The organism is Nocardioides immobilis (assembly GCF_003515065.1).
GTDB lineage: Bacteria > Actinomycetota > Actinomycetes > Propionibacteriales > Nocardioidaceae > Nocardioides > Nocardioides immobilis.
On sequence record NZ_QXGH01000049.1, the window covers coordinates 1 to 16,347 of the forward strand.

Annotated in this window: 10 protein-coding genes; 9 read left to right on the forward strand and 1 reads right to left on the reverse strand. The window is 67.4% G+C overall.

The annotated features are described in order from the left end of the window. The first annotated feature begins 276 nt into the window (after window positions 1–276). Window positions 277–1,233, forward strand: a complete 957-nt coding sequence (locus tag D0Z08_RS30080; RefSeq protein ID WP_147381588.1) for a hypothetical protein — start codon at window positions 277–279, stop codon at window positions 1,231–1,233. Between the two features lie 272 nt (window positions 1,234–1,505). Here D0Z08_RS30080 and D0Z08_RS31790 read toward each other — a convergent pair whose 3' ends face one another. Next, on the reverse strand, window positions 1,506–3,410 hold the full coding sequence (locus D0Z08_RS31790) for a hypothetical protein (RefSeq protein WP_147381589.1): 1,905 nt from the start codon (window positions 3,408–3,410) through the stop codon (window positions 1,506–1,508). Between the two features lie 250 nt (window positions 3,411–3,660). Here D0Z08_RS31790 and D0Z08_RS33270 point away from each other — a divergent pair, with 250 nt between their 5' ends. The 8 genes from D0Z08_RS33270 to D0Z08_RS30125 all read left to right on the forward strand — a co-directional run bounded on the left by D0Z08_RS33270 (window position 3,661) and on the right by D0Z08_RS30125 (window position 16,293). Beyond that, window positions 3,661–3,912, forward strand: a complete 252-nt coding sequence (locus tag D0Z08_RS33270; protein WP_245994653.1) for a recombinase family protein — start codon at window positions 3,661–3,663, stop codon at window positions 3,910–3,912. Between the two features lie 171 nt (window positions 3,913–4,083). Then, a complete protein-coding gene (locus D0Z08_RS30095) occupies window positions 4,084–6,180 on the forward strand; it encodes a CHAT domain-containing protein (protein ID WP_245994654.1) in 2,097 nt (698 codons plus the stop codon). Between the two features lie 83 nt (window positions 6,181–6,263). Further along, the gene (locus D0Z08_RS30100) at window positions 6,264–7,670 is read left to right on the forward strand and encodes an ATP-binding protein (protein WP_147381591.1); all 1,407 of its coding nucleotides are present in this window, start codon (window positions 6,264–6,266) and stop codon (window positions 7,668–7,670) included. A gap of 77 nt (window positions 7,671–7,747) precedes the next feature. After that, the gene (locus D0Z08_RS30105; RefSeq protein ID WP_118928981.1) at window positions 7,748–10,537 is read left to right on the forward strand and encodes a CHAT domain-containing protein; all 2,790 of its coding nucleotides are present in this window, start codon (window positions 7,748–7,750) and stop codon (window positions 10,535–10,537) included. A gap of 395 nt (window positions 10,538–10,932) precedes the next feature. Further along, window positions 10,933–12,039, forward strand: coding sequence for an esterase/lipase family protein (locus D0Z08_RS30110; protein ID WP_147381592.1), 1,107 nt, complete (start codon window positions 10,933–10,935; stop codon window positions 12,037–12,039). A gap of 1,216 nt (window positions 12,040–13,255) precedes the next feature. Beyond that, window positions 13,256–13,501 (forward strand): hypothetical protein, encoded by a 246-nt coding sequence (locus D0Z08_RS30115; RefSeq protein WP_118928983.1) that lies wholly within the window; start codon window positions 13,256–13,258, stop codon window positions 13,499–13,501. A 347-nt stretch (window positions 13,502–13,848) separates the two neighbouring features. Next, complete coding sequence (locus tag D0Z08_RS32485) at window positions 13,849–14,040, forward strand: hypothetical protein (RefSeq protein WP_182481586.1); 192 nt, start codon at window positions 13,849–13,851, stop codon at window positions 14,038–14,040. Window positions 14,041–15,438: 1,398 nt separating this feature from the next. Next, a complete protein-coding gene (locus D0Z08_RS30125; RefSeq protein ID WP_245994655.1) occupies window positions 15,439–16,293 on the forward strand; it encodes an AfsR/SARP family transcriptional regulator in 855 nt (284 codons plus the stop codon). The last annotated feature ends 54 nt before the right edge of the window (window positions 16,294–16,347 follow it).

Consider the following 16,347-nt stretch of genomic DNA (forward strand, 5'->3'; position numbering starts at 1 on the left):
GAAGGACGGCCGAGCAGCGCATTCCCGACGAGGTTCGTCGCGCAGAACGTTCACGACCGTCCTGCGTTCTCAGGGATGGACAACCGGCGGGACGAAAACTCATCGCCCCGCCGTATGGGGATCCCCTATCGGCGATCTCCCTCCTTCAGGCGGAGTGACCATAAGGGGCTGGCGTCCACGGCAAGCATCACGGCGATGGGAGATCGACGATGCTCGCGCTTAGGGTCCCGGAGTGCCACCCTGAGAACGCACGCTCGCCTGATCAGGAGGTGCACGGTGAACGACTCCGTTGGCCCGTCGAATTTCAATCTCGAACCGCGCCGCCAGTGGTGGGGCGTGTACTCAGTGAGGGCGCATATGGACATGCGGTCACTGGCGCGCGAGATTCTCTTGTATGACCGGCTAGTCCTGCCAGTCCCCGAAGACCTCGACGAGGCCGATCGGTGGGACGGCCAAGGGTGGGACACCAACCAGCTCGACTACGTTGCCAAGCACCTGGGCGACCTTGCGCACCTGGTTCCTTGGAGCCAGGAAATGCGATCGGCCTGGAAAGACCACATGAGTCTCCTGGCAGCCGCCGGTGTGACCTCCGATGGAGCAGCCTATGGCGCCACGCCAACGACGATGGTGGGGTTCATTTGGGATGATGTCGCGGCGCACCAACCCCGCGACGCCCTACCCCCCGTGCCTCCCCGCATCGTCGCGGCCTACCTTTCCCAGGAGGAGGCCGCCGCTGACTTCGAGCCCGTCGCGGCCCCCGTGAAGGGAAGTCCCCCAGCCGGTCGTAGGTCCGGCATTTTGCTTACTCAGCCGATCGAGGTACCCAGGGGCGAGGACGATGAGGACGTCTTCCTCAGGGCCGTCCGCACGGCAAGGGAACCAGAGTTCGCATCAGCTCGCCGTGCACTGTACGACTACGAAGACCGGCTAGTCATGGAGGACCGAACAGACGCGGACATCGTTCGAGCGCTTGGCCGGCTACTCGACGACTACACCGCGGCGGCACGCGACCACGCGGGGAAGACGAAGCGTCAATGGGTCTCGCGACTCATCGCCGGCGGCGGCGGCGCACTCGCGAACAGCCAGTTTGCCGGCGCAGGGAAGCCTGTTTCTCTCGCGGTAAGGAAGGTCTTCGCGCGGTTTCCCTCCTTCGTTCCCGGTCCGGACCCCGCCGGGATCCACCCTGGTGAGGCCCTCACGCATGTAGGCGCTGGGTTCCCAGCGCCCCGATGAGCCAACGCCCAACGGGAACAGATCAGTCAGCGATCGGTTGACGGGTACTGGCGGTAAGACGCTGTACTCGGCGCGCTGGCGCAGCAGGTCCGGATGGCGAGAGCGCTGCATACGGCCGAGCGCCGCGTTTCCTACCTGGTACTTCGCTGGAGTTGGTCGATCTGACTTTCCCCATGAGCGTGGACGCTGAATCGGGGGTTGTGCCTGGATCTGCCTGGCTGTGAGGGTGTCGCTGCAAGCCCAATGGCCCATCATTCTCATCAGCCCGCTGGTCACCCGACCCTGTCGCGACCGCCCGCTCGTTGACTTGTGCCACATATCAGGTTGTGGATCCACTTAAGCCGTACAGACATGCTTTCGAAGGTCGTGCGGACGCGTGCAGGGATTGCCGCAGCCGGGTCCGGCCCTGGCTGAAGAGTCGTGCTGGCGTCCTCAAGCAGCCTCTCTCCGAGGGCAGCGATGAGGTCCCCGTCTGTCGGGTACACGAGGGGCTGGTCGCGTGGCTCCAGAACGTCTGACTTGGCCAACCTAAGGGTCTCTTCGGCACTGCTAGGTGTCGGGCCTGGCTCGTGGCTTGACCCCGGTTCTGCAGCTTTCCGCTGCGAGTCGGTTGCCGAGTGGTCTTCGATGCCTTTTCGCCGTTGACGGAACAGACGCCACTCCGCGCCGATGCCCGGTACCTGCCTCAGTTCCTGGACAGTCCGTGCGCAGGCGCTGACGTCCCCGTTGCCGAAGGTTCCCGGCCAGTCCCGTGGACCATTCTGCTCGTAGTGCTGCCGGATTCGGGCAGCCGTGATGGCTTCGGCGACCTTGAGTACCCCGGCCGCAGTGCCCACTTGAAGGTTCCTTCGGTTTGATTCCTTGAGATCAGACTTCTCCTTTGGGTCGGGCGGCTCAAGTAGGCAGCTGTGCAGATGGGCGAGTGCGATAAGCGGCTCGAAGTGCCACAGGATCTCCTCCGGAGGGCACCGACGGGCGCCGAGACCGAGTTCGATCAGGTACGCCACCAGCACGCCGGCACTGTCGCCGTCGTCGCGCTCGCAGAATCGCCGTGCAGCCTTCTCCAAGCTGTTCAGGAGGCGCCCGCGATCACGTTCCAAGAGGGTCTTCGATGTGGCAGCGAACTCCACAGCCCGGACCAGCGAGCGGCCGACCTCGTTCGCAACCCAAGTCCGCGCGAGCTTCCCGTAGGCCGGATCTTGACGATTGATGGCTCCGTTCCCGCTGCGCAGCGAACGTGGGACCCAATCGACCCAGGTTGCTAAGGTCTCGTCGCCTTCTGTCTGCTCCCGAGCACTCGGCCTGCGCTCCGCGTCCAGAGGGTTGGTTGTGTAGTGCTGCGCGTTGTGTTCGTAGTTGGTGGGCACGCGCTTGCGATGTTCTTTCGGGTCCAAGCTGGCGTAGTCCGCGACGACCTGAAGGGTCGCCTCTAGCGAGACGTGGAGTTCTCGACTGTCTCCGCTTGTGGCAGCCGTACGAGTCCATCCCCGCAAGGCTCGGATCGTCTCGTACTGCGCGTTCACGGCCCGCTTCGATTGAGGCGTCACCGATTCTCGTGTCGCACCAGACGGGTCGGCGGTCACCGATGAGTTGGTCTCCGAGTCGCCCGAGGCCCGAACTGGTGAAACGCGGAGCTTGCGCATTGCGGAGTTGTGCTTACGAAGCACGAGCTTCGCGTAATGGTGCGGATCGGTTGCCTCGCCGAGGATGCCGAGAAGGCACCAGGTCGCGACGAGGAGGTACACCACCGACCCGACGAGCAGGGCAGACGCGAGCGGCACCGCCAACGCACCTTCAATCACGACGACCAGCGCCGAGAGCGGCATCAGCGCCAGCGCTGGTGCAATCGTCCACTCAACGTGTCGGGCTCGGAGTAACTCGACGGCACGGGTCCCGCGAGCGGGGGGAACCACCTGCGCGACAACGAAGGAGGTACCGGCGGCAAACACGAAGATGGCGACCACGACCGCAGGGACCACCTCCACGATCGTCCCAAGTTGATTCTCACTGGGGGCAACGAACCGATTCGTGATGCCAGGCCAAAGATCTTTGGCGTACGAGTGGATCAATATCGCCAGACCGATTGTGGCCAACGCCCAGAGCGCGGCGGCCAACAGGACGACAGTCCACCTACGCGATCTCGGCCTGCTCGCGCCGGCCACATCGTTCCGCGCCACAGCAAGAGCGTAGGGGTCCCGGGCCCGGGATGGGCTGCAAGAGACTCTCGCTGCCCGGGACCCGCCACGGCGACGCCTGCCCGGTTCAGAGACTCAGGCGGCGGCGTACCGCATGGGATCCCGTTATGGCCAGCGGCCCTGTTGCGCTCGCGGCGTAGAAGGCGTGCTTAGGAAGTCGGGCAGTGCCCGATGCCCGAGCCGCCCGCGCTCCGCGGGTACGGCCGGCCGGCCACCCTCTTGGAGGTGCGCCATGAGCGCACTGCTTGTCGGGTACGCCCGATGCTCCACCGATCAGCAAGACCTGACCGCGCAACGCGAAGCCCTGCTTGGCCTCGGTGCCCAGGCCGATCGGATCTACGTTGACCACGGCCTGACTGGCACCAACCGTGAGCGTCCCGGCTTGCGCGAGGCACTCGCCGCCTGCCGAGCCGGAGACACGCTGGTGGTCACCAAACTGGACCGCCTGGCCAGGTCCCTGCCCGATGCGCGCGATCGCCGATGAGCTGACCGCGCGGCAGATCAGTCTGAGTCTCCGCGGCTCGGTCTACGACCCGACCGACGCGGTCGGTCGGCTGCTGTTCAACGTCCTGCGAGGACCACCCCGTCCTCGCAGCGGGCGGGGGCTCACCGAGATCGTTGACGACAGCGTACCGATGCAGCATCTTTGGCAGAAGTGCCTAACGACGCTGACCTCGAGATCGGGCTGGCTTGGCGACGCAAAGAGAACGTGCTCGCCGTGAGCCTGCGCTTCGATGTGCCAGGGACCGCCACCGACGAGTGGAAGCCCTCTGCCACGCCACTGCCCCTCGATCTCGGGCAACTCGCGGAACTGCGCACGGACGAGCCGGCGTATGCCACCGCTCTGACCGACACGGTCATGAGTCACGAGGACGTCCGCGGCTTCTACAGACGGGCGCGGGCATGGACGGAGGGGAACGCGGCCACGTTGCACCTGCGCCTCCACATCGACGCACCGGCGGCGCTGCACTCCGTGCGCTGGGAGTGCCTGCGGGACCCCGATACTGGCACGCCGATCGCCACACGCGACGACGTGCTGTTCTCCCGCTATCTGAGCAGCACCGACTGGGGGCTTGTCGCCACCCGACCGGCGGGGGTCAAGCACGCCGTCGTCGCCGTGGCCGGGCCCACCGACATCGGCCGCTACCGATCCTCACCGGACGGGCAGCCGCTGGCTGACGTCGAGGTCAACGAAGAGATCGCCCGGGCCAGTGAGGCCCTTGTTGGCTACCGGCTGACTGTGCTCGGAAGAGACCAGCCGGTCACGCTGGCCAATCTGCTGGCCACGCTGGAGGAGGAGGTGGATGTCCTCTACTTGGTCTGCCACGGCCTGCTTAAGCACGACGTCCCGCTGCTGCTGCTCGAGCACGAGGACCGCTCGGCAGCTCCGGTCGATGGGCGTGCCCTGGTCGAGCGCCTGTCCGAGCTCGAGAAGCGTCCAGCGCTGGCAGTCCTCGGCTCCTGCCAGTCCGCGAGCGCATCCGGTGAGGTGTCCACCCAGGACGAGGGAGTTCTGGCGGCGCTGGGGCCACGTCTCGCCGCAGTAGGAGTCGCCGCCGTGGTGGCCATGCAGGGCAACATCACCATGCGGTCAGCGTCGATCTTCTCGGCCGAGTTCTTCGGAGCGTTCGCCCAGCGGAACGGGGTCGTCGACCATGCGATGGCGGTGGCACGCCGCGCACTCAGGTCCGCCGAGCGAGACGACTGGTGGGCGCCGGTGCTCTTCTCCCGGCTCCGGTCGGGCCGTACGTACTATCGTCCGGCGTTCACCGAAAGCGCGGACGACACCTGGGAGAACCTGCGACTGATGATCCAAGAGCAGGGTCTCACCCCCGTCCTGGGGCCAGGTCTCGCGGACGGGATCCTCGGGTCGCGTCAGGACATCGCGCGCCGTTGGGTGCGCCGGTGGCAGCTGCCGATCGCTGCGCATGTGCAAAGCGACCTCGCCCAGGTGGCGCAGTACCTCCGCGTCCGGATGGCTCCAGACACGGTGCGCGCGGCACTTCTGGACCATCTTCGCACCGAGATCCACGAGCGCCGAGAGAGTGCCCAGGCAGGAGACGCCTTCGACCTGCCCGACGCCATCCTGCAGGCGCAGAGTCCCCTCGCCGCCTTGGAGGAGATAGGGCGCCGCCAGCGCAAGGCGGATCCCGGTGAGCCGTACCGGGTGCTGGCTGCCATCCCGGCGCCGATCTACGTGACTACAGGGTGGACCGACCTCCTCCAGGACGCCCTTCGCGAGTGCGACCCGCCGCGGAAACCGGTCACGATGACCTTTCCCTGGAACAGCCAATCAGGCAAACGGCAAGCCGAGCTCACCGAGGAGCCGAGTGTGGAACGGCCCCTGGTCTACCACCTCTTCGGTCGGTTCCAGGATCGCCGGTCACTGGTCCTCACTGAGGATGACTACTTCGCCTGGCTCAAGGCGTGGATCGCCCGGCGCGACGACATTCCCTCGGACATCGGCGAGGCCCTGAACCTGCAGTCGTTGCTCTTCTTGGGCTTCCGCCTCGACGACTGGGACTTCCGTGTCGTCTTCCAGAGCATCAAGTCCTTCGAGGGCAGTGAGCTCAACCTGCAACGGAACCGGCACGCGGGTGTGCAGCTGAGTCCCGAGAACCAGTCGATCGAGCCCGAGGCTGCTCAGGAGTACCTGGAGTCCACCTTCGGTCGCGACCAGATCAGCATCTACTGGGGAAACACACGGGATTTCCTCGACGAGTTGCGGCACAAGGCTCGGTTGGACACATGAACATCCCCAAAGAAGAGGCAGGCACGTCACCAGTAGGGCGTCCTCAGAACCCGTACATTGGACCGAAGGCGTTCCCTGCGGGCATGCATTTACCTGCTCGCAGCGCCGAGTCCCGGGCGCTTGCCCAACTGCTGGCCACCGAGCGGGTCGTGCTCCTCCACGCTCCCTCGGGCGCAGGCAAGACGTCCCTCGTCCAAGCCGGGCTGCCACCGTTGCTAGCTCGGCGCGGCTTCGTGTCGACGGGCCCAGTGCGGGTCAACGTCCCACCGCCACGCGGCGGTCATGTCGTCAACCGCTACGTCTACAGCGTCGCCTCCAGGCTCTTCGGCCAGCGGCCCGACCTGATGACACCCACCGACCTCGGGACGCTATCGCTCACCGAGACCGTCCACCAGGCCCTGACAGCACCGACGGGGACGCGTCCGGTCCTGGTGCTCGACCAGTTCGAGGAGGTCCTCACCCTCGATCCGGCCGACTGGTCCGGTCAGGAGGAGTTCTTCGTCCAGCTCGGCCACATGCTCGACGAGACGCAGGTCTGGGTGCTGTTGTCGATGCGCGAGGACTACATGGGCGGGCTGCACCGCTACAACCGGCTGCTTCCCGGCCAACTTCGTGCCCGGTACCGCCTCGACTTCCTGACTCGCGACGCCGCGGCCCGAGCGATCCAGGAGCCGGCGGCACGTCAAGCGGTCGAGGTTACCGACGACGCCGCCAATGCAATCGTCTCCAAGCTGGCCGACGACGTGCTGCAGCAGGCAGGTCTCTCCACTGACGACCACCGGGCGCCGTACGTTGAGCCAGTCCAGCTGCAGGTCGTCTGCCGCCAGCTTTGGCAGACGGTGCGCACCGAGAAGGGCGACTTCTTCCCCACGATCGAGCGCAGCGACGTCGACCGGCACGTCGACGTCGAGGGTGCGCTGCGGAGCTACTACGACCGCACAATGGGCAAGGTCGCCAGGAAGACCGGGATCGACGAACGCCTGCTCCGCGATTGGGTCGAGACCAAGCTCATCGTGGGCCAGCGGTTGCGCGGCCAGACGACGGAACCCCCGAGCCGGGAGGACCCCGAGCCGACGAGAATCCTACGCGAGCTCGAGGACGCGTATCTCATCCGCGGCGACACCCGCGCCCAGGCGACCTGGTACGAGCTTTCCCACGACCGGCTCATCGAGCCGGTGCTTGAGGGAAACCACGCCTGGCGGGTGAGCAACCTGCCGTGGTGGAAGGTTGCCGCGCACCTGTGGCGGATGACCGGGAGCGACGTGCTGCTGCTGAAAAGTGCCGACCTGAGGCAGCTCGGGCGGGACGCGACAGACGGGCTGACCGAGACCGAGGTGGCCTTCCTCGAGAAGTCCCGGAAGGAATCCGAGCACGAGCAGAAGATGGCGTACGCGATGGCGCGCGCCCAGCACTACGCGGCGCGCTACGCGGTGCTGTGGGTCATCATCATGGCGGAAGCGGTCGTCATTTTGGCGCTGGTGGCGTTGTGAGCGAACTCAGCGACAGACTTCGACTGCTCCACGAAGGCGCAGCGGCTCGCCATCGGGCGCCGTTCTCCCTTGGTGCCGTGGACGACGAGGGCGGTGGCGCACTGGCCTATCTGTACGTGCGGGGGAGGCTGCTCGTCCGCGATCACGCACTCGAGGTCGTCTCGCATGCCTGCAGGGACGCAGGTGTCCAGCTCGACCTCCTGGGTCGCCCGCTCGACGGCATCGTGACCTTGGCTGTGGACGCCGACGTCCCCGAGCTCCTCGGTCGGCTCGAGCACCACGTCTCACCGAATGACGTCTCCCCCTGCCACGTCGCGTGCCTCACAGGGTTCGTCATGCTCGGCCCCGCGGCGCGGCCACGACCGGCACCCGACTGGCGTCGTCCGCCGGTCATCGGTCGGGTGACGAGAGCTGCCGGGGTAGTGATCCTGGACACCGGACTCGTGCAGGAAGCGGCCGAGTGCCCGCTGCTCGAGGGCGTCACCGGCGACCCGGACTCTCCCCGCGGCCCCTTCCGGGGGCACGGGACATTCGTGGCGGGCGTCGTGCGCTCGGTCGCCGGACCCGGCGCCCTCCACGTGACCGACACCTTCGAGGGTGCGGTGGTCGACGAGGTCACCTTGGCCCGCGATCTGCTGGAGGCCCAGGCGCGGACGGACGCTGTCGTCGTCGTCCCCGGTGGCTTTTACACCCGGGGAGACCGCCTTCCCCTGACCTCGACAGCAGGGGAGACGGTCGGCGGCCGGGCCGCGGACCCGCTCACTGTGTGCGCCGCCGGGAACGATGCAACCGATCGGCCGCTATGGCCGGGCGCAGCGTCCGACTCCGTGTCGGTGGGTGCCCTGGACGTGGATGGGCGCCACCCGGCGCCTTGGTCCAACTACGGGACAAGCGTGGACATGTGGGCCGTCGGCACGGACGTTGCGAGTACGCTCGACTCCGGCGAGCAGGTCCCCGCGGACCCGACTGCGCCAACGACTACCTTCGCGGGCGTGGCCGTCATGTCCGGGACGTCGGTGGCCTCCGCGATTGCGGCCGGCGTCGTGGCCGCGCAGCTCGGCCGCACCGGTGGAGCGACGCGCGCAGCGCTCGAGTCGGCGATCGCGCTCACGGAAGCGATACCGGGTTTGGGCGTGCGGCTGGACCCGGTGTCCGTCGGCGCACCTGGCGGTGCGTGGCTCAGATCTGACGAGGCGCACCTGGGTTTCGACCCAGACGATGAGCTTCTCAGCTACGGGACCGGCCCGCTCGACGGGTGGGTGCAGACCGGCAGCGGCCAGCTGCCAGAGAGTCCTCACGCGGGCGATCCCGACGTTGACGGCGAGCCGGTTGACATCGTGCGCACCGCGTTCCCGCTCATCGTCGCACCCGACGACGTGCTCGTGGGGACCGAGTTCGAGGTCACCGTGGGGATATCGCCGATGCAGGTTGCCGGCGTCGCCGGCGGCGCGTTCCGGCTGCCCTCCCAGGAGGTCTTTACGCTGACCGTCCAGCTGGTGGCCGAGGGATTCACGCTGCGCGCAGATGAGTCGTGGCGCAACGACCTTCTGGTCTCCGCGGTCGAGCGGCACGCCACGGTCACCGTGCACCTGACCGCAAAGTTCCAGGATCGGCCTATTCGTGCGACCGCGCTGCAGGTCACCTACGCCAGCGGCGGGGCTACCCTCGGCTGGGCCGTCCGGGCGATCGCGGTCGTGGACCGCGACGCGCTGGTGGGGCGATCCGGGGTGACGCGCGAGAGCTCGGAAACCAGGCTGGAGCTGGCCTCGCCACAGGAGACTGTGGGGCTCACCGTCAACATCTTGCTCGGCGACGAGCCGGGACGGCTCCTGTGGACCTTCGAGAGCCCCCACGTCGACGTACCGGACACGGCCGACTCCACGAACGTGGGGCTGGACCCGCGCGGCTTCGCGCGACAGCTGATCCTCGAAGTGCAACAGCGAGAGGGCAAGCGGACCATGCAAACCTACCTCGCCAACCGGGCAGCCGACATCGCGGCCAAGGTTCCCGAGACTTTCTGGAGGCTGCTCCGCGAGGTGGCAGACGCGGTGGCGCCCACTCCGCCGACGGTGCTGCTGCAGTCCGAGGACCCCTATGTCCCCTGGGAGCTGGCTTGGACCGGGCCCGCGCTCTACCCTGACCGGCCACTACATCTCGGCTGCCAGGCCACCGTCGGGCGCTGGGTTGTCGGGCGACACGGGCGACCCCCCGAGAAGCCGCCCCTCCGGACCCCGGCGGATGACATGTCTGTCATCTGCGGCCGATACGCCGGCACCAGCCGCAGACGGCTCGAACACGCCGAGGAAGAGGCCGGCGAACTGACGAGCACGTACGGCGCGGCCGACGTCTCAGCCACCCTGGACCGCGTTCTGGACTGCCTTCAGAACGACCCGGCACCCCAGCTGCTGCACTTCGCCGGTCACGGTGTCGTGGACGACACTGGTCTGGAGAACGGCCTTCTGCTCCAAGACGAGTCGACACTGGCGCCCGTCGACGTCCCGCTCATCGCCGGGACTCCTCACGTCTTCCTCAACGCCTGCGAGGTGGGCGGAGGTCAGGATGCGCTCGGGCACTACACCGGCATGGCCGCGGCGTTCCTCAACGCCGGGGCCGCGGTAGTGGTGGCTCCGTTGTGGGACGTGGACGACGCGACGGCCAAGGTGCTCGTGCTCGAGTACTACCGACGGGTGCTGGTCAACGACGAGCGCCCAGCGGATGTGGTCCGCGACCTGCGAGGACGGCTCGACCCGCCGTCCGGAGCAGGCTCCGGCACGGGTGTGACGGTGCCGACCGCCCTCGCCTACCAGTTCTTCGGGCATCCACTGATACGGCTCGACAAGGGGCCGACGACAGGAGGAACCAGATGACTCGACTCGACGTCCGCGGCCGACCGGTGCTCGTCGGTCGTGCGGTTTTCCGGGCGCCTGGCCTCGATGGGGACGTCGCGGTGTCACGTCCCCATGATGCCGACGGCTTCAGGGGCAGTGCCACCTTCAGCGAGCAGCTGCGCACGGTGCTCGCTCGCGAGGACGTCGAGGCACGTGAGAGCTATACGATCTCGCGCACCCGCGAGGTCCGCCTCGGGTCCGCGCCGTCCCGGGCATCGACGGGCGAGCCAGGGCTGGCCGTGGAGCTGCCGGCACCTGCCGAGGGCTGGTCCCAGGTGATCCTCGCATCCGACGAGGCCGGAGTCGTCTCGTGGCATCTCGCAGAGAGGCCGCCCGGGCCAACCCGGGGGGCTTCGGCGTCTAGAGGCGGCGGCATGCAGACGTTCGTGCTGCGACGCACCGTGCCCCCTGCGGAACCTGCCGAGCAGCCGGCCACGCGCGGGATCGTCGGCGCCCTGGGCCGCAAGGTGTTGCAGGTGCTGGTGTTCAGGGCTGTGGAAGAGGTCGGTGGGCGGGTTGCGCGCTGGGCGAGCGGCCGGTGGGAGGAGGAGAAGCGACCCTACCGACTCAGGGGCTTCGAGCCGGACTCTTTCCAACTCGAGGAAACGACGCCGATCGACGCTGCCGCCTGGGACCGCCTGGGCTCCGGACCCGCACTGTTGATGCTGCACGGGACGTTCAGCCGGGCCCATTCCGGCTTTGCCGCCCTGCAGCCCGATGCACTCCAAGAAATGCACCAGGCCTACGCGGGTCGGGTGTTCGCCTTCGACCACTACACGCTCTCGGAGACCCCTGACGCCAACGTCGATGCGTTCCTCGCTCGAGTCCCTGCGGAGGTCGACCTCGAGTTGGACGTCGTGGCTCACAGTCGCGGTGGCCTGGTTGCACGCTCGCTCGGAGCGCGCCACGGCGACCTCTCCGCCGGTGCGAAGCGCGTGCGACTGCGCAACGTCGTGTTCGTCGCGTGCCCCAACGGTGGCACTGCCCTGGCCGATGCCGAACACATGCGGAGCTTTGTCGACCGCTACACCAACCTGTTGTCTCTGCTTCCGGACACGGCAGTGCTCGACGTACTGGCGACGATCGTCGACGTCATCAAGCATCTGGCCGTCGGCGCGCTGGACGCAATGCCGGGGCTGTCGGCCATGCGCCGGGATGGGGACATCCTCTCCGGGCTGCGCGACACCCCGTTTGCTGCGGAGACCAGGGCGTTCGGCCTTGCCGCAGACTACGAACCGGCAAGCGCAGGCCGCCGGGCGCTTGCCGCCTACGCCCGGGACGGGCTGATGGACAGGGTTTTCGGGAGCGCGTCCAACGACCTCGTCGTCCCCACCTCATCATGCTGGGACCTCGGCGGAGGCCGGGCCCTGGACTTGGCCGACCGACACGTGTTCGAGACCTCCGCCGCCGTGGACCATACGGGCTTCTTCGGCAATGCCGAGGCGAGCAGCAGGCTGGTGACCTGGCTGACCCAGCCGTGAGGCGCATTCAACGTCGGGTCATCGCGCCCAGCTGAATGTCGGCCCACGACGGTGGTGGCGACCCAGTGGACGTGTCTAGTCAGCCTGGTCGTGCTCGACCTGGCCCGGCGGCTCGATGACGGACGCGCCGCCACGACTCATTGGATGTGGACCGAGGAACTGCAGCGCCACTTCCCGCGCGTCTAAGTACGCCCCGGAGTGCTGTACGTCGAACGACGGGGACGTCCTCGACCCAGCGGGTAGCGCCGCCGCCCTTGACCTGTGCCTGTACGTCGTACAAACGCGACCACGGTCCGGCATCGCCCGCAAAGGTCAGTGACAGGCTGGTCTTCCCCGGTCACCACGACGGCGGACAACGGCAGTTCATCGCCAGCCCAGCCCAGGCCGACCCACCCCTGCTCGGCCCGGTTCTCGACTGGGGGGCACACCTCGACACGCCGCTAAGCGTCGCCACCTGAGCCGCCGAGCCGGCAAACCCCGAGCACCTTCCACCGATCCGTGACCGGACACCGCCAAACCGTCAGGGGAAACGGTGCGAATGCGTCGACGCCCGGGGGATGGCTTTAGCGCTGATTCCGGCCCTCCTCTCGCCGCCGAGCGGCCAACGACTACGGCGCGACGCAAGTACCGAAGTCGAACTCCTTGACGTTGCCGTTCACAAAGGTGATGTGCTCGGTCACCTTGACGTTGTCCACTCGCCCCGAGCCCTTCGCGATCACCTGTAGCTGGCCGGTGAACGCTTCAATGCCATCGCGAAGGCGGGCACGTAGGCGACGACGAACCCGACACCCGCCAGCCCAACGCTCCGTGGAATCCTGGTCATGTACCACTGAACCGGTGTCTCCCTTTCGACGAGACGCGGCAACCGAAGGCGCACGACAGCCGCAGGGGAAGGTGCGGCCGGGGGAGGCTCGACAGCTGCACATGTCAGGACTGCACCTGCGCCACCTGCAAGCACGCCGCTTAGCAGACCCGGGGAGCAACCCCGATAACGGCCGTTGCCGATCCGCCGGCGGCCCGACTTCCCTGAGCCCGCGAGTGGGCCACGCGGACGGGGTGCCCGGTCCGCAGGCTGTTCCAGCCGCGGCATACGGATCGACGCGGGCGGCCGAGGATCACGGTGCTGCGGTTGGTCGTGGTTGGGCTTCGTTGCACCGCGATGAATCAGCCACTAGGTTCGAACCTTCGATCCGAGATCCCCCAACGGAGCGAGCCGATGATTCTCTTCCCCTCCCCGTTTCGTGTCATCAGCGAACAACCACGCCGTGTCGTCGAGGCCCTCGCCGTAGCGTCGCAGCTCGGCTCGCGGCGCAACGCCATGATCGCCTCCACCGCTCTCGCCCAACGTCGTGCCGAGCTGCGCGAGGTCGAGGAGTTCTTCGCCGATCTAGGCGTGACTCCCGAGCATCCCGGTACCGATCGAACGAGTCGGGAGGCAGCAGCGACAGCTGTGCGCCTCTGAGTTCCACCGAGGTGACGCCTCCCCATTTTCAGGGGTGCCGTGGCTGATCACGTGAGCGGTTAGGTTCGTGGGCGCGGTCGGGAGCTTGTGCAGGCCGACGGCGAGATCGCGGGTGGGTTCCATCGGGTCTGGGTTCCAGGTTGTGCCGGGCGGCTTGGCGTGACAACCGCACGGTCCTGGGAGATCCGCGAGGCAGAGGCCAGAACACCGCGACGAGCCACGCACCAGCGGCAGGGCCCGCCGAGCGCAAACGTCGCCGACAACGACCCAGCGCGTTGGTTGAGCCGTAAACTGAAGGCTGCCCGGTGTGCCGCCACCGAGCGTTCGCTTCGGCACAGGAGGCCTCGATGGACGTTGTCTTGCTGATAGGCCGGATCCTGTTCGGCGCGCTCTTCCTCGCCGCTGCGGCCGGCCATTTGACCCAGACCAAGGCGCTGGCCGGGTGGTCAACCGCCGACTCTCCCGTCAGAGTTATCGCGCTGTTGCGCCGCGCTGCGCCCGATGGCCTCGTCGTAGTGATGGCTGATTCGATCTTGTGAGCGCGGACGAAAGCGCTGCGTAGGTTCGTCTTGAAGTTCGCGTCAGAGCGCGACGTTGGAAGAACTCCAGTAGGGCAGCCTTGCTGGCGAAGGTTGCACTCTTTTCCGGGCCGCTCAAGGTGGCCTGCGCGTCCCACGCGAGATAATCCAGTTGGGCGCGGTTGAGGGTGGGGAGCCAACGGTCTCGCAGCACGTCCGCCACCTTGTCCAGCTGCAGTTGTTTCGGCGGTCTGCCGAATGTATGGCCGGCCTGCTTAGCAACGGCCACGTCCTCGAGCCTTCTGATCGCGACGACGTCTTGCTCACGCCCATTCCTCTCGTACAGCGCGATCAGAAGGGAACGGGTCACTGCGGGACTCACCGCGGACCAGCTGAACCGCTTGCTGGTCTTGGGCTTGTGTTGCACGGTTGCCGTCATGGGCAGTCCTCTCTGGCGCAGCGTAACCCTGCAGGCGCGCCTCTGTTCTTGTCGGCGCTGGCGCCGCTCCGCCAGTCGCTCTCGTCAGAGGCCCGGACCTGCTGGGTGTCGTAGCCAGAGCCGGACACTTTGTAGGTTGCTTGCCAGTCTCGCAGTGTTCTGCGTTGTCAGGGAGGCTCTACGAGTCCTCGACGGCTGACCCGACTGTCGGTAGGCCCCGTGGAGCTCGTCCGCCGTGAAGCGCGCCCACCAGCCGGTGGATGATCACCGGCGGGGCACCGGACGCTTCCGGGCGTCGGTACTGATCTCCACCGGGCGTACGCCGACGTCTAGCTCGACACCCGGAAGACGAAGGGCCGCGAACTGCGCGCCCCACCACGCGGCGGCGATACCGCATGCTGCTCGACCGGTCATCCTCCCCAAGTTCTGCGACGAGCGCATCGACAAAGATGTCGGCCGAGGCGGCAGCCAGCACCACCACTCCGAGTGACAGCTACCAGCCGCGGCGGCAAACGTCAAGTGGCCCCTTTGGGTCAGGCGACATAGTCAATGCGAGCGATTGCGGGATCTGGACAGTGACCGGGAGAGTGAGAGCACGATCAAGGCTGGATTCTCGGGCGGCGGCCACGCCCAGAGACTTGGGCGTCGTTGAGGTGCGCTCCTAGCGCTCACTCACATCGCTCGGCTCGATTTCCGCGATAGGCGACGGGCGATGGACATGACAGAGTCACGCCGATCAATCACCTTCACCTTCTTGGCCATCGTTGGTCTGATCACGCCTATTGCCGGGCTGGGCGGAGCGACCTCTTTCGATGTAGCAATCGGTGACTGGACACTCAAGACCACAAGCAGTGGCCTAAGCCCCGAGGAGCGTGGCAACTAGGACATGAGGCGCTGAGGAACGCATGCCACCGACCCACGGAGTCGCGATGCCCCTACCGATGACTGCGCCCGCAGATCAGCGTCGTCTAGAGCTCCAAGTGCATCTTCTCGGTACCCCCTGGGTCGGCGCCGGTGGCGCCCGGCTTCGCCTCTCGCCGTCCGCCGCCACCACGCTGGCGCTCCTGGCGATGGCGCCCGACGACGGCGTCAGCCGGACCCGGATGGCGACTCAGATGTTCGCCGACTGCCCGGAGCCCGTGGCCCGGCGCCGGCTCTCCACGGCGCTGTGGCGGCTGCGGACGGAGCTCCGTGACACCGTCGGCCGCGACGTAGTGGACTCCGCCAGCCCGTCCCGGGTCGCCCTGCTGCCGGACGTCGACGTGCGCGTCGACGCCCGGGAGTTCCGGGATCGGGTCACGCCGGTGCTGCGCCAACCCGCGGACGCGATGACCCCGGACATGGCCGCAGTCCTCGAGTCCGCCGCAGAGTCGTACACGGGCTCGCTGCTGGAGACGAACTACGACGATTGGGTGGTCTTCGAGCGAGACAGCCTCGCCAACCTCTACCTGGCTGTCGTCGACCACCTTGTGCAGTACCACGGGCAGCGCCACGATGCCGCGAAGGTGGCGACGTACGCGGAGAAGGCGGTCGAACTGGAGCCGCTGCGCGAGGACCTGCACCGGCACGTGATGGTGGCCTACCACCGCGCTGGCCGAGCGGACCTGGCCTCACGGCAGTTCGAGCTGTGCCGGCTTGCCCTGCTCCGTGAGCTGGGAGCCGATCCGATGCCCGAGACAATCGCCCTGCACACCCGGATCATGATCGGTGACGGCTCGGCGACGGCGGGGGACCTCGCGTCGCTCGTCGCAGACCTGGAGCGCGCCCGCCGCGAGGTCCGCGAGCTCGCAACGATCGTCGAGCGCGCTCTCGACGCGGTCCTGCGGCTGCACTGACCACCACCCAGGGGCAGTGCCGGCCCGTGATCGCCCGGTGACCGTGCCGTGAGA

Bases quoted from the DNA above. Each gene is read 5' to 3' on its own strand.
- D0Z08_RS30110 (WP_147381592.1), top strand. From the start codon at position 10,933: ATGCAGACGTTCGTGCTGCGACGCACCGTGCCCCCTGCGGAACCTGCC.
- D0Z08_RS30115 (WP_118928983.1), top strand. From the start codon at position 13,256: ATGATTCTCTTCCCCTCCCCGTTTCGTGTCATCAGCGAACAACCACGC.
- D0Z08_RS33270 (WP_245994653.1), top strand. From the start codon at position 3,661: ATGAGCGCACTGCTTGTCGGGTACGCCCGATGCTCCACCGATCAGCAA.
- D0Z08_RS30100 (WP_147381591.1), top strand. From the start codon at position 6,264: ATGCATTTACCTGCTCGCAGCGCCGAGTCCCGGGCGCTTGCCCAACTG.
- D0Z08_RS32485 (WP_182481586.1), top strand. From the start codon at position 13,849: ATGGACGTTGTCTTGCTGATAGGCCGGATCCTGTTCGGCGCGCTCTTC.